The sequence below is a fragment of the Streptomyces formicae genome (genome assembly GCF_002556545.1).
Taxonomy (GTDB): domain Bacteria; phylum Actinomycetota; class Actinomycetes; order Streptomycetales; family Streptomycetaceae; genus Streptomyces; species Streptomyces formicae_A.
The window spans coordinates 1,994,798-2,014,777 of sequence record NZ_CP022685.1 but is presented as its reverse complement, the minus strand read 5'-3'; the positions used below and the strand labels follow the sequence as shown (position 1 = coordinate 2,014,777).

The following is a 19,980-nucleotide window of genomic DNA, read 5'->3' as shown; positions in this document are numbered from 1 at the left end:
TACCGTCAGCGCGAGTCGTAGATAACTATCGCTGCTAGTTTTCTTGTCGCCGGAGGTCCGCATGTCCGCAAGCGCCCGTACGCCGCTCCCGTCCTTCGACCCCGCCGATCCGCTCGGCATCGACGATCTGCTCGACCCGGAGGACCTCGCGATCCGCGACACGGTCCGCGGCTGGGCGGCGGACCGGGTTCTGCCGCACATCGCCGAGTGGTACGAGAAGGGCGAGCTGCCCGGGATCCGGGAGCTCGCCCGTGAGCTCGGCTCCCTCGGGGCGCTCGGCATGTCCCTGGAGGGCTACGGCTGCGCGGGCGCGAGCGCCGTGCAGTACGGGCTCGCCTGCCTGGAGCTGGAGGCCGCCGACTCCGGCATCCGCTCCCTCGTCTCCGTGCAGGGCTCGCTCGCCATGTACGCCATCCACCGCTTCGGCTCCGAGGAGCAGAAGCAGCGGTGGCTGCCCGGCATGGCCGCGGGCGAGATCATCGGCTGCTTCGGCCTCACCGAGCCCGACCACGGCTCCGACCCGGCCGCCATGCGGACGCACGCGAAGAAGGACGGCCCCGACTGGGTGCTCACCGGACGCAAGATGTGGATCACCAACGGATCGGTGGCGGGCGTCGCCGTGGTGTGGGCGCAGACCGACGAGGGCATCAGGGGATTCGTCGTACCGACCGACGCGGCGGGCTTCTCGGCCCCGGAGATCAAGCACAAGTGGTCGCTGCGCGCCAGCGTCACCAGCGAGCTGGTGATGGACGAGGTGCGGCTGCCGGGCGATGCCGTGCTGCCCGACGTCGTCGGCCTCAAGGGCCCGCTCAGCTGTCTGTCCCACGCGCGCTACGGCATCGTCTGGGGAGCCATGGGCGCGGCGCGCTCCTCCTTCGACGCGGCCCTGGAGTACGCGAGGACCCGCGAGCAGTTCGGCAGGCCGATCGGCGGCTTCCAGCTCACCCAGGCCAAGCTCGCCGACATGGCGGTCGAGCTGCACAAGGGCGTCCTGCTCGCCCATCACCTCGGGCGGCGCATGGACGCGGGAAAGCTCAGGCCCGAGCAGGTCAGCTTCGGCAAGCTGAACAACGTACGAGAAGCGATCGAGATCTGCCGTACGTCCAGGACCATCCTGGGCGCCAACGGGATCTCGCTCGAGTACCCGGTCATGCGGCACGCGACGAACCTCGAGTCGGTCCTCACCTACGAGGGCACCGTCGAGATGCACCAGTTGGTACTGGGCAAGGCGCTCACCGGACTCGACGCCTTCCGGTAGTCCGGCGCCGGTACGTGGTCGCGGTGAGCGGCCCTGCCCCTAGCTCTGGTTGAAGAAACCGTCCGCGGGGCGGCCCGCGGCCTCGCCGTTCACGATCTGGGTGTGCGCGGGGGTGAGCAGGAAGACCCGCGTCGCCACGCGCTCGATCGAGCCGCGCAGACCGAAGGTGAGGCCGGCCGCGAAGTCCACCACGCGCTTGGCGTCGGTGGGCTCCATGGCCGTGAGGTTCATGATCACCGGGACGCCGTCCCGGAAGAGCTCGCCGATGGCCCGCGCGTCCCGGAAGCTGTCCGGGGTCACGGTCCCGATGCGGCGCTCCTCCTCCTCGGCCGCCTCGGCCGCCACCCGCACGCGCGGGTCGGTGATCCAGGCCTCCGCCTTGTCGGGCCCTTCGGCCCTGTCGTCCTCGTAGCCGTCGTCGTAGTAACGCTCGTCATTGTTGTCGTCGACGAGGCCAAGCCAGGCACTCGCCTTGCGCACCGATCCCATGGACGCCTCCTCTCACAGCGGTTTCCCTGCGTTCCGCATCCCCATGTTCGTCCATGATGCGGATGATGCGCCAAGTGGATAGTCGCCGCGCGGGGGTTTCGTGACGGTACTGGTGCAGAGTCAACACGCCGACGCGCGTTGTCCTCCAAGGGTCGTGCCGTGTACGGCTGCTGACAGTGAGTGAAATATGATTCTTCACGGCGTATGGGTGACGGCAGGTGCGTCCGGGTGAACGGTCTCTCGCTACGATGCCGGAGTTGATCGGTTTCCGGACTCTCGGGGGAGTCGTCTTGTTCGGAATTGTCAGGCCCTGCAGTCATCGGCTCGGCGAGGGACTCAAGACCCAGTGGATGGCGCACCTGTGCGGGCTCTGCCTCGCGCTGCGCGGCGACCACGGGCAGTTCGCCCGGGTCGTCACCAACTACGACGGGCTCATCGTCTCGGTTCTGACGGAGGCTCAGGCCGAGCGCGCCACCGGCTGGCGGCGCACGGCGGGGCCCTGTCCACTGCGCGGGATGCGGACGGCCTCCGTCGCGCAGGGCGAGGGCGCGCGGCTCGCCGCCGCCGTCTCGCTGGTGCTGGCGTCGGCGAAGGTCCGTGACCACGTCGTCGACGGGGACGGGCTGCTCGCGCGGCGCCCGGTGTCCTTCGCGGCCCGCCGCGTGGCCAAGGGCTGGGACAAGGCGGGCGCGCGCACCGGTGCCGCGGTGGGATTCGACACGGCGGTCCTGCTCGACGCCGTCGAACGCCAGGCGGGCATCGAGTCCTTGGCCGGGCCCGGCACCTCCCTGCTCACGGTGACCGAGCCGACCGAGACGGCCACCGCCGCGGCCTTCGCGCACACCGCCGTGCTCGCCGGGCGGCCAGGGAACGCGGCGCCGCTCGCCGAGGCGGGGCGGCTCTTCGGCAGGCTCGCGCACCTCCTGGATGCCGTCGAGGACCAGGAAGCTGACGCCGCGTCGGGTGCGTGGAACCCGCTGACGGCGACCGGAACCACGCGGACCGAGGCGCGCCGTCTCGCCGACGACGCCCTGCACGGCATACGTCTCGCACTGCGGGACGCCGAGTTCACCGACGGCAAGCTCGCGCACCGGCTGCTCGCGCACGAGCTGGGCAGGTCGATCGACCGGGCCTTCGGGACCGACGCGTGCGGGCACACCCACGAGGTGACGGCCCATCAGGGCGGCGCCTTCGGGCCGCCGCAGGGCGGTCAGGGGTACGACGGGCAGCAGGGCGGTCCTTACGGGCCTCCCGCCGGCGGTCCCTACGGTCCGCAGAATCCTTACGGAGGCGGCAATCCGTACGGGGGCGGGGCGCCCGGCGGTCCCGGGGGACCTGTCGGACCCGGTGGGCCGGTCGGACCCGGTGGGCTTGGCGGCTTCGGTGGCGGGCCCGACTTCGGGAAGCCGCCGAAGCCGGGCAAGCGCGGCTTCTGGGCGGGGTGTGCCGTCGCCATCGGCCTCTGCTGCACGTGCAAGGTGTGCTGCGCCGACCACTACGAGGGCCCCTGGTCCCGGAAGCGGCGCGAGGGCTGCTGCAACAACTGTGACTGCGGTGGCGACGGGGGCTGCTGCGAGTGCTGTGAATGCTGCTCGTGCTGCGACTGCGGGCTCTAGCTCCGGAGGGCCTGTTCCTGGGGCCGCCCCACGGATGAGGGGGCGTCAGCCCGTGATCTCCGGCGGGGAGATCCGGGACTCCTTGATCGCCGAGGCCCGCGTCCCCCACTTCTTCAGGATCCGGTCGTACGTCCCGTCCTTGATCAGCTGATCGACCGCGGCCTGGAACGCGGGCGCCAGCTTCGTGCCCTTCTTGAAGGCGAAGCCGACGTCGAGCCGGTGGTACTCGCCGAGGAACTTCAGGCCCTCCTGCTGCCGCACGGCGTACCGCAGGCCGTTGATGGTGGACATCACCACGTCGGCGCGGCCCTGCTGGAGGGCGGGCCAGATCGCGCCCTGCTCGGCGTACGTCTTCACGCCGTACGGCTTCTTGCCCGCGTCGGCGCAGACGTGCTTGTTGTCCTCCAGGGTCACCTCGAAGGTGGTGCCCGCGCCGGTCGCCACGTTCAGGCCGCAGAGCTGCTCGAAGTCGGTGACCTCGGCCAGCTTGCTGTCCTTGCGGACGGCGAAGCCCTGGCCGTCGTTGATGTACGTCACGAAGTCGATGGTCTTGCGGCGCTCCTCGGTGACGCCGAAGTTGCCGGTGCCCAGGTCGTACTTGCCGCTGTCCAGGGCGGGCAGGATCGCCTCGAAGCTCGCGGCCTCCCGCTTCAGCTTCAGGCCGAGGACCTTGGCGACGGCGTCCGCGAAGTCGATGTCCTGGCCGACGATCGTCCTGCCGTCCTCCAGGTAGGTGGCGCCCGGCGGGGTGCCGCCGACGGCGGAGGCGAGGCTGAGGGTGCCGCGGTCGCGGACGTCCGCGGGCAGCAGCTCCGCCGAGGCCCGGTTCTTCCTGACGGAGGACACCACGTCCGTGGTCGGGATCTCGGCGCTCCCGCCCGCGGGCGCCGCACCGCCCGGGGTGTCCGCGCCACCCCCGGATCCGCACGCGGTCAGCGTGAGGGTGGCGGCGGTGATCAGGGCGAAGGCGGCCGGGAGGCGACGGGAGTGCGGGGGCGTGCTCATGGCGTGACGTTCTCCAGCTCGGCAGGGCAGGGCGAAGCGGGGCAGGGCGAAGCGGACGTACGAGGGGAGGGGTGCCGCCGCTCACGACGGGAGAGCGGTGACGTACGCGTGTGAAGGCGGGGTCGACGCCCGCGCGGGGCGCGGGCGTCGGGAAGGGAAGGCGCGCAGAAGCCGACGGCCCCGAAGGTCAAAGGGCCCGCGACCCGAGGGTGCGAGGGCCGGAGGGCCCGACGGGCTCAGGACGCGGAGATCGCAGGGGGTCGGCTCAGGAGGACATCAACAAGACGCCGACCACACTCGACCGAAGTCGATGTGGGAGCGCGTGACCAGCCACTGCTGCGGATGCATGGGCCAAGTGGAACAGGCATCCGTTTCCGCGTCAACTGCCGTGAGACGTACGGCTCATATTCTGGACAGCCTTGACAGCGGGCGGAAAGCGCACCGTAATCTCAGGGACGGATCGTGCTGAGGGGCTCGGTCCGTGTGAAGGCACCACCCGTGTTCGAGCTCGTGCATCCACGGAGCCTTCCGCATGTCTTCCGACACCCTCGCCAACGTCGCGACCGCCCCTCCTCCCGAGAATCCCGCAGTACTCCCCGACACCCCGCGCATCGTGCCCCGGCCCCGTGCGGGCCAGTGGACGGCCGCCGCACTCGTCCTGGTCCTGCTGGCGCTCGCCGCCACCTCGGTGATCCGCAATGAGGCGTTCCAATGGGGCCTCGTCGCCGACTACTTCACCTCGGCGTCCGTGCTGCGCGGCCTCTGGCTCACCCTCTGGCTGACCGCCGTCGTCATGGTGCTCGGCTTCGCGCTCGGCACCCTGCTCGCCATGGGCAGACTCTCCGCCAACCCCGTCCTGCGCACGGTCAGTTGGGGATACGTCTGGTTCTTCAGGTCGATGCCGATCCTGGTGCAGCTGCTGTTCTGGTTCAACATCGGCGCCCTGTACCCGGAGGTCTTCGGGGTCAGGACGGTGAACCTGATGGGGCCCGTCACCATCGCCGTCGTCGGCCTCACCCTGCATGAGGCCGCGTACGCGGCCGAGGTGGTGCGCGGCGGGATCCTCTCCGTGGACCGGGGGCAGATCGAGGCCGCGCAGTCGCTCGGGCTCGGCCGGTGGCGGCGCTGGCGGCGGATCGTGCTTCCGCAGGCCATGCGGTCCATCGTGCCGCCCGCGGGGAACATGCTGATCGGGACGCTCAAGGGCACCTCGATCGTCAGCGTCATCGCGGTGCAGGACCTGCTCTACTCCGTGCAGCTGGTCTACCACCGCACCTACCAGGTCATCCCGCTCCTGATGGTCGCCACCCTCTGGTACGTCGTGGTCACCTCGGTGCTCGGCGTCGGCCAGTACTACGTCGAGCGGCACTACGCGCGCGGCTCGGAGCGTGCCCGGTGAGGCGCTCGCTCGTGATCGTGGGGGCCGGTCCGCGCGGCACCGGGATCCTGGAACGCATCGGCGCCAACGCCCCTGCCCTGTACGGGGATGCGGGGCTCGACATCCACCTCGTCGACCCGTACCCGCCGGGCGGCGGCCGCATCTGGCGGCACGACCAGTCGCCGCTGCTCTGGATGAACTCGCAGGCCCAGGACGTCACCATGTTCACCGACGAGACGGTGGAGGTGACGGGACCCGTCCTGCCGGGACCCGCACTCGACGAGTGGTCCGGGCTCGACGGGCGCACCTTCGCCAGCCGCCGCGAGCAGAGCCGGTACATGGGCTGGGTGTACGAGAAGGCGGTGGCGGGTCTGCCGCGGGGTGCCGTCGTCCGCCACCACCGGCGCAGGGCGGTCCGCCTCACCGGCGAGCGCACGGGGCGTCAGGAAGTGTGGCTGGAGGGCGTCGACGAGCCGCTCCTCGCCGACGTGGTCCTCCTCACCCAGGGCCACCTCGACGCCGAACTCGACGACGAACAGGACGAGTTGGCGCGGTACGCCGAGCGGAACGGGCTCGTGCACCTGCCGCCCGACTTCACCGCCGACGCCGATCTCTCGCGGCTCGCACCCGGCGAACCCGTCCTCGTACGCGGCTTCGGGCTCGCCTTCGTCGACCTGATGGTGCTGCTGACCGAGGGGCGCGGCGGGCGGTACGAGGGGGAGACGTACCTGCCGTCCGGGCGCGAGCCCGTCCTCTATGTCGGCTCGCGGCGCGGCGTGCCCTACCACTCCAAGATCGGCTACGCCTTGACGGGCGAACGGCCGCCGTTGCCGCGCTACTTGGGCCCCGCAGAGATCGACGAGCTGCTCGCCAGGCCCGAAGGCTACGACTTCCGGCGCGACGTGTGGCCGCTCGTCGAGAAGGAACTCGGCTTCGCCCACTACCACCGGCTCTTCACCGCCCATCCCGAGCGCACCCGGGCCGCCTGGACGGACTTCGACGAGAAGTACGCGGCCTGCCCGCCGGGCAGCCCCGAACTCGACGCCCTCGTCGCCTCCGCCGTGCCCGACCCCGCCGACCGGCTCGACCTCACGGCGCTCGACCACCCGCTCGCGGGCGTGCGCCACACCTCGTACGAAGGACTCCAGGACGGCCTGCGCGGCTACGTCACCGACGACCTCACGCGCCGCCACGACCCCGGGCACAGCCCGGACCTCGCCGTCTTCCTCGGGCTCCTCTCCGTCTACGGGCAGTTGATGCGGCTCGGCGACGTGGGGGAGTGGTGGCACGGCTTCTTCAGCTACCTCGCGTCCGGGCCACCGGGGCCCCGGCTGCGCCAGCTGCTCGCCCTCTCCCGGGCCGGGGTCGTGCGGTTCCTCGGCGCCGACGTCCGCGTCACCGCCGAGGACGGGGTGTTCCGCGCCCAGAGCCCGACCCTGCCGGGCCAGGTCACCGAGGCCCGCGCGCTCGTCGAGGCGCGGCTCCCGCAGCCCACCCTCGCCCGCACCCGCGACCCGCTCCTGCGCGCGCTGCACGCCGAGGGGGTCGCGGTGACCGCGGCGGGGCTGCTCGCCGTCGATCCCGCCGACGGCCGCGTGCTGGACCGCGCGGGCGTGCCGCATCCGCGCCGCTTCGCGCTCGGCCCGCACACCGACGCGCGCGGCGCGGGGGCCTTCACCAGGCCGCGCACCAACAGCCCCTCGTTCCGGCAGAACGACGCCACCGCGCGCGCCGTACTCGACCTGCTCCGCACGCTCTGATCCCTCCGACTGAGCCCTTCGAGGAATCCATGTCCCTGACCGCTGATCCCCCCGTCGACAAGGCCACGACCCCACCGGGCGACGACTACGGCGACCTGAAGGTCGTGCCCGTGCGCCACCCCTTGCGGTGGGCCGCCGTCGCCGCGACCGCCGTCCTGATCGCCCAGTTCGCGCACGGCCTCGTCACCAACCCCGCATGGGAGTGGGAGGTGTTCGCCGAGTTCTTCACCGCCGACGTGATCCTCAAGGCGGTCTGGGTCACCCTCCAGCTCACCTTCTACGGCACCGCCATCGGCTTCGCGCTCGGCATCGTCCTCGCCTTCATGCGGCTCTCCGCCAGCCCCTTCCTGAAGTCGGTGGCCTTCGGCTACATCTGGGCGTTCCGCTCCATCCCGCTCATCGTGCAGCTGCTCTTCTGGTTCAACCTCGCCTATCTGTACAAGGAGGTGCGGTTCGGGATCCCCTTCGGGCCCGGCTTCCTCTCCTTCGACACGATGGGTCTGGTCGGCGCGATGAGCGCCGCCGTGCTCGGCCTCGCCCTGCACCAGGCCGCGTACGCCGCCGAGATCGTGCGCGCGGGTGTACTCGCCGTCGACGGCGGCCAGTTGGAGGCGGCCGCCGCGCTCGGCATCCCCAAGCTGCGCCAGGTGCGCAGGATCGTCCTTCCGCAGGCGATGCGGTCGATCCTGCCCAACGCGGCCAACGAGATCATCTCGCTCTTCAAGGGCACCTCGATCGTCTCCGTGATGGCGATCGGCGAACTCTTCTACCAGGTGCAGGTCATCTACGGCCGCAACGGCCGCGTGGTGCCGCTCCTCATGGTCGCCACCGTCTGGTACATCCTCCTGACCAGCGCGCTCTCCGTCCTCCAGCACTACGTCGAACGTCACTTCTCCAAGGGGGCCGCGCGATGAGCGCCATGGTCGAACTCCGTTCCGTACGCAAGTCGTTCGGGTCGTTGGACGTGCTGAAGGGAGTCGACCTGGAGGTCGGCGCGGGCGAGGTCACCGTCGTCCTCGGGCCCTCCGGATCCGGCAAGTCGACGCTCCTGCGCACCATCAACCACCTGGAGAAGGTCGACGGGGGCTGGGTCAGCGTCGACGGCTCGCTGATCGGCTACCGGCGCTCCGGCGACAAGCTGTACGAGTTGCGCGAGCGCGAGGTGCTCAAGCAGCGCACGCAGATCGGCTTCGTCTTCCAGAACTTCAACCTCTTCCCGCACCTGACCGTCCTGGAGAACGTCGTCGAGGCGCCGGTCTCCGCGCTGAAGCGGCCCCGCAGGGAGGCCGTGGCGAGCGCGGAGGCGCTGCTCGCCAGGGTCGGACTCGCCGACAAGGCCGACGCCTATCCGCGGCAGCTCTCCGGCGGTCAGCAGCAGCGCGTCGCCATCGCCCGCGCGCTCGCCCTGGAACCCAAGCTGCTCCTCTTCGACGAGCCGACCTCCGCGCTCGACCCGGAGCTGGTCGGCGAAGTCCTCGACGTCATCAAGGACTTGGCGCGCCGGGGCACCACGATGATCGTCGTCACGCACGAGATCGGCTTCGCCCGCGAGGTCGCCGACACGGTCGTCTTCATGGACGACGGGCGCGTGATCGAGCGGGGCGCTCCGGACGACGTCCTCGACGCGCCGCAGCACGAGCGCACGCGCGCCTTCCTCTCCAAGGTCCTCTAGGAGCTCCTGAATGCCATCCCGACGCACCACCCTCACCTACGCCGTCGCCGCCCTGGTCGCCACGCCGCTGCTCGGCGCCTGCGGCGGCGACAGCGACGCCGCGACCGGCGGCGGCAAGCCCGGCACCAAGCGGGTCGGCGACATCAACATCGGCCCCGACCAGCACCGCGTACGCGGCAAGAAGGTCGCGTCCATCGCCGCGCTCGTCCCCGAAGCGGTGCGAAAGCGCGGCACGCTGCGGCTCGGCGGCGGTGCCGACTCGACCGCGCCGCTCGGCTTCTACGCCACCGACGACAAGACCCGCATCGGCTCCGAGGTCGACCTCGCGATCCTCGTCGCCGACACGCTCGGTCTGAAGCCGACGTTCGAGCAGGTCTCCTGGGAGAACCTCTTCGTCGGCCTGGACAGCGGGAAGTTCGACGGCGTGTTCAGCAACGTCACGGTGACCGAGGAACGCAAGGAGAAGTACGACTTCGCCACCTACCGTCTGGACAACATCGCCTTCGAGGCGAAGAAGGACGCGGACTTGAAGGTGAAGGGCCCCGCCGACGTGGCGGGCAGGTCCGTCGCGGTCTCCTCCGGCACCAACCAGGAGAAGATCCTCGTCGACTGGAGCAGGAAGAACGAGAAGGCCGGGCGCGAGCCGGTCGACATCAAGTACTTCCAGAAGGACTCCGACTACTATCTGGCCCTCCAGTCCGGGCGCATCGACGCGTACCTCGGGCCCAGCCCCTCGGTCTCCTACCACGTGGCCTCGGCGGGACAGACGAAGGTCGTCGGCTCGCTGTCCGGCGGGGGCGCGTCGGTCCAGGGGGAGATCGCGGCGACCACGAGGAAGGGGAGCGGGCTCGTGGACGCGTATGCCGCCGCGCTCAATCACGTGATCGCGGACGGGAGTTACGCGAAGGTGCTGAAGCGGTGGGGGCTTTCCGGGGAGGCCGTGGCGAAGTCGCGGGTCAATCCGCCCGGGTTGCCAAGGCCGTAGTCGTTCGGCCGCGGGCCGGTCGTGGTCGCTCGCGCAGTTCCCCGCGCCCCATAGGGGGCGCCCCGTTCCCTGCTCAGAAAGGTTCAGTTGATGTCCAGCCTTCATCTTGCCGCCGCCATCGACCATCCCGGGGTCTATGAAGCCGCTCCCTACGCCGAGTTGGCGCTGCTCGCCGAGGGCGGGGCGCTCGACTTCGTGACGCTCGGGGACTCCTTCGCGCGGCCCGGGCTCGACGCGCTCGCCGTGGCCGCACGGCTCGCGCCCGGCACCGGGCGGATCGGGCTCGTGCCGACCGTCACGACCACGCACACCGAACCGTTCCACGTGCAGGCCGCCGTCGCCACGCTGGACTGGGTCAGTCACGGACGGGCCGGTTGGGTGGTCGAGGTGTCGGAGACCGAGGCGCAGGCCCGACTCTTCGGGCGGCGGCGGGCCGAGGCGCCCGAGCAACTGTGGCAGGAGGCGGGCGAGTTCGCCGACGTGGCGGCGCGCCTGTGGGACAGCTGGGAGGACGACGCGGAGATACGGGACGTGCCGACCGGCCGTTTCATCGACCGCGACAAGCTGCACTACGTGGACTTCGAGGGCCGCGCCTTCTCGGTTCGGGGCCCGTCCATCGTGCCGAGGCCGCCGCAGGGCCACCCGGTGACCGTCGTCGACGCCACCGATCCGTGGGCCCGCGAGGCCGCGGCCCGCCATGCCGACGTCGCCCTGGTGCGGTCCCCCTCCCTCACCCGGGCGGACGCCGCGCGGGCCGAACTGCGCGGCCTCGCCACCCGGTTCGGGCGCGACCCGGACACGCTGCGGGTGTTCGCTTCGCTCGTCGTCGACCTCGGCGGCGGCGAGTACGCCGCGGAGCCGGGCCACGGGGGCGGGCCGCTGCCCACCGCCGAGGGTCCCGCCTACCGGGGCGGGCCCGTCGACCTCGCCGAGCTGATCGCCGACTGGCACCGGGCGGGCGCCGTCGACGGGTTCCACCTCACGCCCGTCGAGCCGCGCCGTGACCTGGAGCGGCTCGTCAACGGCACCGTCGCGCTGCTCCAGCACCGCGGTCTGTTCCGCACCTTCTACCCGGGCAGCACGCTCCGGGAGCACCTGGGCCTCGCCCGGCCCGCCAACCGTTACGCCGCGCTCGCGGGGGAGCCCTCATGACCGAACGTACGCCCGGCAAGCAGATCCATCTGGCCGCCCACTTCCCCGGTGTCAACAGCACCACTGTCTGGACCGACCCCAGGTCCCGCTCGCACATCGACTTCTCGTCGTTCCAGCACCTCGCCCGCACCGCCGAGCGCGGCCTCTTCGACTTCTTCTTCCTCGCCGAGGGGCTGCGCCTGCGCGAGCACAAGGGGCGCATCCACGACCTGGACGTCGTCGGGCGGCCCGAGGCGCTGACCGTCCTCACCGCGCTCGCCGCCGTCACCGAGCGGCTCGGCCTCGCGGGCACCGTCAACGCGACCTTCAACGAACCCTATGAACTCGCCCGCAGACTCGCCTCCCTCGACCACCTCAGCGCGGGCCGCGCCGCCTGGAACGTGGTCACCACGTCGGACGCCTTCACCGGCGAGAACTTCCGGCGCGGCGGCTACCTCGACCTGGCGGAGCGCTACACCCGCGCCGCCGAGTTCCTCGCGACGGCGCGCGAACTGTGGGACTCCTGGACGCCCGACGGCAGGCAGCGGCCGTTCGCGCACCACGGCCGGCACTTCGCGATCGAGGGCGAGTTCACCGTCCCGCGCTCCCCGCAGGGGCACCCGGTCGTCATCCAGGCAGGGGACTCGCCGGAGGGCCGCGAGTTCGCCGCGTCGGCCGCCGACATCATCTTCACCCGGCACGGCACGCTGGAGGCCGGGCGGGAGTTCTACGCCGACGTGAAGGGGCGCCTCGCCGCGTACGGGCGGGACCCCGATGACCTGCTGATCATGCCGGGGGTCAGCTACGTCCTCGGCGACACCGCGGCGGAGGCGCAGGAGAAGGCCGCCGAGATCCGCCGCAAGCAGGTCTCCCCGCAGAACGCGATCCTCGCCCTGGAGCAGGTCTGGGGCGTGGACCTCTCCGCTTACGACCCGGACGGGCCGCTGCCCGACATCGACCCGGACCCGGGCTCGGAGCTCGTGCAGGGACGCGTGAAGATCACCGACCCGTTCGCCGTGGCCGCGAAGTGGCGCGCCCTGTCCGAGGCCAAGGGCCTGTCCATCCGGCAGACCGTCATCGAGACCACCGCGCGCCAGTCCTTCATCGGCACGCCGGACGCGGTCGCCGCCGAGCTCGCGGAGTTCGTGGCGCGCGACGCCGCCGACGGCTTCATCCTCGTCCCGCACCTCACTCCCGGCGGGCTCGACGACTTCGTCGACCGGGTGGTGCCCCTGCTCCAGGAACGCGGCGTGTACCGCACGGAATACCGGGGCGCGACACTGCGCTCCCATCTCGGGCTGCGCGAGCCCGCAGGGAAAGGTTGATCAACATGAGCACCGAACACGACACCGCGGCGACCGCAGGGGCCGGGACCGACGTCGCAGGGGACTGGAAGCGCTGGCACGAGCGGCGCGTCGAGAGCGTCTCGGCCCCCTACGGGCCGCTCTCCCTCAAGGGCACGCACTGGCTCGCGGACCATCCGGAGGGCAAGCTCCCTGATCTGCCGGGGCGGTGGGCCGAGACGCCGGACGCGGTCGTCCTGACCGTGGGGCCCGATGACGGCGGTGCGGGCCCCGGCGACGGCCTCACCCTCGACGGGCAGCCGGTCACCGGAGAGGTGCGGCTGACCGCCGACAGCGGCCCCGCCGCCGAAGCCCGCGTCGCGTACGGCGCGCGCCGTCTCGTCGTCATCCGCCGCGAAGGGCTCTGGGCGGTACGCGACTTCGATCCCGACGCGCCCGCGCGCCGCGCCTTCACGGGCATCGACGCCACCGCGTACGACGCGTGCTGGGCGGTGCCCGGACGCTTCACGCCGTACGGCGAGGACCGCACCGTCACGGTCGGCAACGCGGACGGCAAGGAGCGCGGCCTCGGGATCGGCGGTGAACTCTCCTTCCGCCTCGGGGGAGTTGAGCACACCTTGCAGGTGACCGTGGAGGGGGACGGGTCGCTGTGGGCGGTCTTCGCCGACGCCACCAGCGGCACCTCAAGCCACCGCTTCCGGTTCCTGCGGCCCCCGGCGCCGGACGCCGAAGGCCGCACCACCGTGGACTTCAACCGGGCGCTGCTGCCGCCGTGCGCCTTCGCCGACCACTTCCTGTGCCCCTTCCCGCCGCCCGGCAACACCCTCCCCACCGAGATCGCGGCGGGAGAGCGGAACCTTCTCGACCGCTGAGACGTCTGACTGCGGGGACGCCCCGAAGGCGGCCCCTGAACCACGGCCGATGACCCAAGCCCCGGTGGCGTACGACAGGTACGAAACCCACCGGGGCCGGTCGTCGTGTATCGGTCGGCGGCCGAAACACGCCCTTGTGCGGCCTGTCCCACCCCCCAATACTCCCGAGCAGCGCTTGTCAGGAGCACGGCGTATCCGGAATCAGGGCTTGCTCTTTGGCTGCGCCTCACGGGTCCACAACCCACAAGGACCCACTGACTTCCCTCGGGAGGAACAAACGTGAGGATCAAGCGCACCATCCCCCGCAGCGGTCCGGCGAGACGCGTCTCCATGCTTGCCGTGGCCACCGGTCTCGTCGCCGCGGGCGCGCTCGCCGTCCCCGCCGCCAGCGCCCACGACGGCACGGCGACGTTCAGCGCCGCGCAGCTGGAACAGGCCAGTGACGCCGTGCTCGACGCCGATGTCGCGGGCACCTCCTGGGGCGTCGACCCCACGACCGGGCAGGTCGTCGTGACCGCCGACAGCACGGTGTCCAAGGCCGAGATCGCCGAGCTGAAGTCGGCGGCGGGCAGCAACGCGGGCGCCCTGAAGATCGAGCGCACCCCGGGCAAGTTCCAGAAGTACATCTCCGGCGGGGACGCCATCTACGCGTCCAGCTGGCGCTGTTCGCTCGGCTTCAACGTCCGCAACGGCAGCACCTACTACTTCCTGACGGCCGGGCACTGCACCGACGGCGCGGGCACCTGGTGGTCCAACTCGGCGAAGACCACCGTGCTCGGCACCACGTCGGGCTCCAGCTTCCCGACCAACGACTACGGCATCGTCAAGTACACCAACAACTCGGTCACCAAGTCCGGCACCGTGGGCAGTCAGGACATCACCAGCGCCGCCGACCCGACGGTCGGGCAGACAGTCACCCGGCGCGGTTCCACGACCGGTACGCACAGCGGCCGTGTCACCGCGCTGAACCAGACCGTCAACTACGGCGGCGGCGACGTCGTCTACGGCATGATCAAGACCACGGTCTGCGCCGAGCCCGGCGACAGCGGTGGTCCGCTCTACGCGGGCTCGACGGCCCTCGGGCTCACCTCCGGCGGCAGCGGCAACTGCTCGTCGGGCGGCACGACCTTCTTCCAGCCGGTCACCGAGGCGCTGCGCGCGTACAACGTCAGCGTCTACTGACTCCGGTGCACTGATGCACTGAGCGGCCACCGAGTCCGCAGCCAGCAGCGGGTGGGCCCCCGTCCGGTACGCCGGGCGGGGGCCCACCCTTGTGTCCCGTCACCCTCTCCCTTTGTGTCCGGCACGGGGTTACCTTCGAAGAGGACGCCCAACACGCCCAATTCGGACCCTGGGGGGCCGGCATGGTCGAGGAGCTGGTGGCGGCGGGAGTGACCGTCGGGTCTCTCTCAGTGGTCTACGTGATGGCGGCGGCGCGCGTCGTCAAGCAGTACGAACGCGGTGTGGTGCTGCGCCTCGGCAAGCTGCAGCGGTCGGTGCGCGGCCCGGGGCTCACCATGATCGTGCCCGCCATCGACCGGCTCCGTAAGGTCAACATGCAGATCGTGACGATGCCGGTGCCCGCGCAGGACGGCATCACCCGCGACAACGTCACGGTCCGGGTGGACGCCGTCATCTACTTCAAAGTCGTCGACGCGGCCGACGCCGTCGTCCAGGTGGAGGACTACCGTTTCGCGGTCTCGCAGATGGCGCAGACCTCGTTGCGGTCCATCATCGGCAAGAGCGACCTGGACGACCTGCTGTCCAATCGCGAAAAGCTCAACCAGGGCCTCGAGTTGATGATCGACTCCCCGGCGATCGGGTGGGGCGTGCAGATCGACCGCGTGGAGATCAAGGACGTCTCCCTGCCGGAGACGATGAAGCGTTCCATGGCACGGCAGGCCGAGGCGGACCGGGAGCGGCGTGCCCGGGTCATCAACGCCGACGCCGAACTCCAGGCGTCCAAGAAGCTCGCCGAGGCGGCGCACGAGATGGCGGAGGAGCCGGCGGCCCTGCAACTGCGGCTGCTGCAGACCGTGGTGGCGGTCGCCGCAGAGAAGAACTCCACCCTCGTCCTGCCCTTCCCCGTCGAACTGCTCCGCTTCCTGGAGCGCGCCCAGCAGGCGCTGCCGACACCACAGCAAGCGTCACCGGATGCGCCGTCCGCGGCGGATCCGGTCGTTCCTGTGACCCCGGCGAAGCTGCCGGAATCCGGTGCGGAGAAGGCGGAATTCGGAGAGCCCGGCCGCGCCGCGGGGTCGAGATCCGGACAGGACTAGTCCTTACAGGCTGGCGATCGTCCCCTCGCACGCGGTGTTTGCAACGGGAACCGACGTGGCGAGACCGAGGTCGTCCAACCGGCCGGGGGCGCGCGACCGTTGTCGTGCGCGCGTCCTGAAGTAGACCTTGTGTGCGACCGGAGGGCATCGGGATAGTGGGCGAGGCCACATTGGCATGGACGCGGCTTCTTTAGCGTGGTGACTCCGTGCCGCGTACGCCCTGCGGCCCGCCCGGCCCCCACGCCTGACGGGTCGTTCCCCCCACAGGAGGTCGTGACTTTTGAAGCACCGACGCATACCCAAGCGGCGTGCCGCCGTGGCAGGCGCGGGCATCGCCGCGCTGGTAGCCGCGGGAATCACCTTCCAGACTGCGAACGCGAGCGAGAACTCCCCGGATCCCACGCCGGACACCCTCTCGGTGGCGAAGGCCGGAAAGCTCGCCTCGTCCCTGGGCAAGGAGCTCGGCACCCAGGCCGCGGGCACCTACTACGACGCCAAGGCCAAGAGCCTCGTCGTCAACGTCCTGAACAAGAGCGCGGCGGACAGCGTCGAGTCGGCCGGCGGCAAGGCCAGAATCGTCGAGAACTCCCTCGCCGAGCTGAAGAGCGCCCGTACGACGCTGAACGACAAGGCGGCCGTGCCCGGCACCTCCTGGGCGATGGACCCGGCGGCCAACAAGGTCGTCGTCACGGCCGACCGCACGGTCAAGGGCGCCAAGCTCGACAAGGTCTCCGCGATCGTGAAGAGCCTCGGCGGCAAGGCCGAGCTCAAGCACAGCAAGGGCGAGTACAAGGCCTTCATCGCCGGTGGCGACGCGATCTGGGGGAGCGGTTCGCGCTGCTCGCTCGGCTTCAACGTCGTCAAGGGCGGCCAGCCCTACTTCCTGACGGCGGGCCACTGCGGCAACGCGGTCAAGAGCTGGTCGGACTCGCAGGGCGGCTCGGAGATCGGCACCACCGAGGAGTCGAGCTTCCCGGGCAACGACTACGCCATCGTGAAGTACACGGGTGACACCCCGCACCCCAGCGAGGTCAACCTCTACGGCGGCACCCAGGCGATCAGCAAGGCAGGGGACGCCACGGTCGGCCAGAAGGTGCAGCGCAGCGGCAGCACCACCCAGGTCCACGACGGTGACGTCACCGCGCTCGACGCCACGGTCAACTACCAGGAGGGCCAGGTCGACGGTCTGATCCAGACCACGGTCTGCGCCGAGCCCGGCGACAGCGGCGGCGCGCTCTTCGCCGGTGACACCGCGCTGGGTCTCACGTCGGGCGGCAGCGGTGACTGCTCCTCGGGCGGCGAGACGTTCTTCCAGCCGGTGCCGGAAGCCTTGTCGGCCTACGGTGCGGAAATCGGCTGACCTCTCGGTCAAGCTCTGAGTCCCGCCCCCTTAAAACGGGGCGGGGCTTTTTTGGGATTCCTTGTGAAAACTTTCACAAGAGCGCAAGGGTCTAAAGTCCTGTGGGACCTGTGCAGGTCAAGGCTGGTGTGTGGGATGGATCCGTTCCTCCGGAAGGACCTTATGCCTGGATGGTGAGGCCCTTTTCGGCGCCTCAAGGAGCGCCCGCGGGTGTGGAATTGGAGGCGTAAAGAAAAGGTCCTGAAGAAGGAGTACCTGCCATGCGGGCCAAGGAGATGGTGGACGGACTTGTCGAGAGGGCGCTCGCCGCGCTCGACCGGTTCGAGTCGTACGACCAGGAGCAGGTCGACCACATCGTCAAGAAGGCCTCCCTCGCCGCGCTGAGCCAGCACGGGGAGCTGGCGCGGCAGGCGGTCGAGGAGACCGGACGCGGCCTGTTCGAGGACAAGGCCGTCAAGAACCTCTTCGCGTGCGAGCACGTCGTCAACTCGATGCGCGGCCTGAAGACCGCGGGCGTCATCTCCCGCGACGAGCTGAACGGCATCACCGAGATCGCCGAACCGGTCGGCGTCGTCTGCGCGATGACCCCGGTGACCAACCCGACGTCGACGACCGTCTTCAAGGCGCTCATCGCCCTGAAGACCCGCAACCCGATCGTCTTCGCCTTCCACCCGAGCGCGCAGCGCTGCTCCGCCGAGGCCGCCCGCGTGGTGCGCGACGCCGCGATCGAGGCGGGCGCGCCGGAGGACTGTGTGCAGTGGGTCGAGGAGCCGTCGATGGAGGCCACCGGGCTCCTCATGCACCACGAGGGCGTCTCCACCATCCTCGCCACCGGCGGCAACGCGATGGTCAAGGCCGCCTACTCCTGCGGCAAGCCCGCGCTCGGCGTCGGCGCGGGCAACGTACCCGCCTACGTCACGCGCAGCGGCAAGCTGCGCCGCGCCGTGCACGACATCGTGCTCTCCAAGTCCTTCGACCACGGCATGATCTGCGCCTCCGAGCAGGCCGTCATCCTCGATCAGGAGATCTACGAGGAGGGGCTCGCGGAGTTCCGGCGGCTCGGCGCGTACGTCCTGACGGCGGCCGAGAAGACCAAGCTGGAGGAGTTCGTCTTCGGCACCACCGCCTTCGCCAACAACTGCTCGGGCGCCAAGCTGAACGCGGCCGTCGTCGGCAGGTCCCCGCAATGGATCGCCGAACAGGCCGGGTTCTCCGTGCCGGAGGGCACCTCGGTCATCGTCGCCGAGTGCGCGGAGGTCGGCGAGGGCGAGCCGCTCACCCGCGAGAAGCTCTCCCCGATCCTGGCCGCGCTGAAGGCCGAGGACACCGAGCACGGACTCGAACTCTCCGCCCGGATGGTCGAGTTCCACGGGCTCGGGCACAGCGCCGCCATCCACACCGAGGACGAGGAGCTCGCCGAGGAGTTCGGCAAGCGCGTCAAGGCGATCCGCGTCATCGTCAACGCGCCCTCCACCTTCGGCGGCATCGGCGACGTCTACAACTCCTTCCTCCCCTCGCTCACCCTCGGCTGCGGCTCCTACGGGCACAACTCGGTGTCCGACAACGTCTCCGCGGTCAACCTCGTCAACGTCAAGCGGATCGGACGGCGCAACAACAACATGCAGTGGTTCAAGGTCCCGCCGAAGATCTACTTCGAGCGCAACTCGCTGCGCTACCTCGGTGAGATGGAGGGCATCAGGCGCGTCTCGATCGTCACGGACAAGACCATGTCGACGCTCGGGTTCGTCGCCCGCGTGACCGACATCCTCGCGGCGCGGCCCGACGCGGTCACCGTGCAGATCATCGACAACGTCGAGCCCAACCCGGAGCTGGCGACGGTGCGGGCCGGTGCCGCGCTGATGCGGGACTTCCAGCCGGACACCATCATCGGCCTCGGCGGCGGCTCGCCGATGGACGCGGCGAAGATCATGTGGCTGATGTACGAGCACCCGGAGATCGAGTTCGCGGACACCAAGGAGAAGTTCTTCGACATCCGCAAGCGCGCCTTCAAGTTCCCGGGGCTCGGCAAGAAGGCCCAGATGGTGGCGGTCCCGACCACCTCGGGCACCGGCTCCGAGGTCACTCCCTTCGCGGTCATCTCCGACCCGAAGGCCGCGCAGAAGTACCCGCTCGCCGACTACGCGCTCACCCCGAACGTCGCGATCGTCGACCCGGTCCTGCCGATGGGGCTGCCCGCCACCGTCACCGCCGACTCCGGCTTCGACGCGCTGACCCACGCCACGGAGGCGTACGTCTCCGCCTACTCGAACGACTACACCGACGGGCTCTGCCTCCAGGCGATCAAGCTCATCTTCGAGAACCTGGAGCGGTGCGTCGTCAACGGCCCGAAGGACCCCGAGGCGCGCGAGAAGATGCACAACGCCTCGACGGTCGCGGGGATGGCCTTCGCCAACGCCTTCCTCGGCCTGGTGCACGCGATGGCGCACACCCTCGGCAACACGTTCCACGTCGCCCACGGGCGCACCAACGCGCTGCTGCTTCCGCACGTCATCCGGCACAACGGCACCGTCTCCGGCAAGGCGACGCCGTGGCCGAAGGCCGAGGTCTACCGGGCGCCCGAGCGCTTCCAGGAGATCGCCCGGATGCTGGGCCTCGCGGCCGCGACGCCCGAGGAGGGAGTGGAGTCCTATGCCCGTGCGGTCGAGGAACTGCGTGCCAAGTGCGGTATCCCCGCCTCCTTCCAGGAGGAGGGTGTGGACGAGGCGGCCTTCCTGGCGGCTCTGCCGCAGCAGGCGATGAACGCGTACGCCGATCAGTGCGCGCCCGCCAATCCCCGGATGCCGATGATCGATGAGATGCAGCAGCTCATGCGGCAGGCGTACTACGGCGCGACCAGCCACTGACGAGCCG

At 70.5% G+C, this 19,980-nt stretch carries 16 protein-coding genes; 14 read left to right on the top strand and 2 right to left on the bottom strand.

Translation table 11 applies throughout. The features are described from left to right. Positions 1-61: 61 nt before the first annotated feature. Entirely contained in the window at positions 62-1,258 is a 1,197-nt protein-coding gene (locus tag KY5_RS08255; RefSeq protein ID WP_098241606.1) for an acyl-CoA dehydrogenase family protein, read from the top strand. A 39-nt stretch (positions 1,259-1,297) separates the two neighbouring features. On the opposite strand, the gene KY5_RS08250 is transcribed toward KY5_RS08255, so the two are convergent. Continuing rightward, positions 1,298-1,747 (bottom strand): cell division protein SepF, encoded by a 450-nt coding sequence (locus tag KY5_RS08250; RefSeq protein WP_098241605.1) that lies wholly within the window; start codon positions 1,745-1,747, stop codon positions 1,298-1,300. Between the two features lie 290 nt (positions 1,748-2,037). Between KY5_RS08250 and KY5_RS08245 the strand changes: the two genes are divergently transcribed. After that, positions 2,038-3,363, top strand: a complete 1,326-nt coding sequence (locus KY5_RS08245) for a DUF5685 family protein (protein WP_199842974.1) — start codon at positions 2,038-2,040, stop codon at positions 3,361-3,363. A 45-nt stretch (positions 3,364-3,408) separates the two neighbouring features. Here KY5_RS08245 and KY5_RS08240 read toward each other — a convergent pair whose 3' ends face one another. After that, positions 3,409-4,368, bottom strand: coding sequence for an ABC transporter substrate-binding protein (locus tag KY5_RS08240; RefSeq protein WP_098241603.1), 960 nt, complete (start codon positions 4,366-4,368; stop codon positions 3,409-3,411). Positions 4,369-4,900: 532 nt separating this feature from the next. On the opposite strand from KY5_RS08240, the gene KY5_RS08235 reads away from it, so the two are divergent. The 12 genes from KY5_RS08235 to adhE all read left to right on the top strand — a co-directional run bounded on the left by KY5_RS08235 (position 4,901) and on the right by adhE (position 19,973). Next, positions 4,901-5,767: an amino acid ABC transporter permease gene (locus tag KY5_RS08235; protein ID WP_098241602.1), complete on the top strand. Its 867-nt coding sequence runs from the start codon at positions 4,901-4,903 to the stop codon at positions 5,765-5,767. After that, positions 5,764-7,506: an FAD/NAD(P)-binding protein gene (locus tag KY5_RS08230; RefSeq protein ID WP_098241601.1), complete on the top strand. Its 1,743-nt coding sequence runs from the start codon at positions 5,764-5,766 to the stop codon at positions 7,504-7,506. Before KY5_RS08235 ends, KY5_RS08230 begins: the two co-directional genes overlap by 4 nt. 29 nt (positions 7,507-7,535) lie before the next feature. Then, positions 7,536-8,420 (top strand): amino acid ABC transporter permease, encoded by an 885-nt coding sequence (locus tag KY5_RS08225; protein ID WP_098241600.1) that lies wholly within the window; start codon positions 7,536-7,538, stop codon positions 8,418-8,420. After that, entirely contained in the window at positions 8,417-9,178 is a 762-nt protein-coding gene (locus KY5_RS08220) for an amino acid ABC transporter ATP-binding protein (RefSeq protein WP_098241599.1), read from the top strand. Before KY5_RS08225 ends, KY5_RS08220 begins: the two co-directional genes overlap by 4 nt. A gap of 10 nt (positions 9,179-9,188) precedes the next feature. Beyond that, complete coding sequence (locus KY5_RS08215; protein WP_098241598.1) at positions 9,189-10,163, top strand: ABC transporter substrate-binding protein; 975 nt, start codon at positions 9,189-9,191, stop codon at positions 10,161-10,163. 90 nt (positions 10,164-10,253) lie between these two features. After that, complete coding sequence (locus KY5_RS08210; RefSeq protein WP_098241597.1) at positions 10,254-11,315, top strand: LLM class flavin-dependent oxidoreductase; 1,062 nt, start codon at positions 10,254-10,256, stop codon at positions 11,313-11,315. Continuing rightward, positions 11,312-12,619: an NtaA/DmoA family FMN-dependent monooxygenase gene (locus KY5_RS08205; protein WP_098241596.1), complete on the top strand. Its 1,308-nt coding sequence runs from the start codon at positions 11,312-11,314 to the stop codon at positions 12,617-12,619. Before KY5_RS08210 ends, KY5_RS08205 begins: the two co-directional genes overlap by 4 nt. A 5-nt stretch (positions 12,620-12,624) precedes the next feature. Then, the gene (locus KY5_RS08200) at positions 12,625-13,470 is read left to right on the top strand and encodes a DUF1684 domain-containing protein (RefSeq protein ID WP_098247120.1); all 846 of its coding nucleotides are present in this window, start codon (positions 12,625-12,627) and stop codon (positions 13,468-13,470) included. A 279-nt stretch (positions 13,471-13,749) separates the two neighbouring features. Beyond that, complete coding sequence (locus KY5_RS08195; RefSeq protein WP_098241595.1) at positions 13,750-14,652, top strand: S1 family peptidase; 903 nt, start codon at positions 13,750-13,752, stop codon at positions 14,650-14,652. A 182-nt stretch (positions 14,653-14,834) separates the two neighbouring features. Beyond that, on the top strand, positions 14,835-15,749 hold the full coding sequence (locus KY5_RS08190; RefSeq protein ID WP_234362651.1) for a slipin family protein: 915 nt from the start codon (positions 14,835-14,837) through the stop codon (positions 15,747-15,749). A 280-nt stretch (positions 15,750-16,029) separates the two neighbouring features. Further along, complete coding sequence (locus KY5_RS08185; RefSeq protein ID WP_098241594.1) at positions 16,030-17,109, top strand: S1 family peptidase; 1,080 nt, start codon at positions 16,030-16,032, stop codon at positions 17,107-17,109. Positions 17,110-17,369: 260 nt separating this feature from the next. Further along, positions 17,370-19,973 (top strand): bifunctional acetaldehyde-CoA/alcohol dehydrogenase, encoded by a 2,604-nt coding sequence (gene adhE, locus KY5_RS08180; RefSeq protein WP_098241593.1) that lies wholly within the window; start codon positions 17,370-17,372, stop codon positions 19,971-19,973. Positions 19,974-19,980 lie beyond the last annotated feature (7 nt).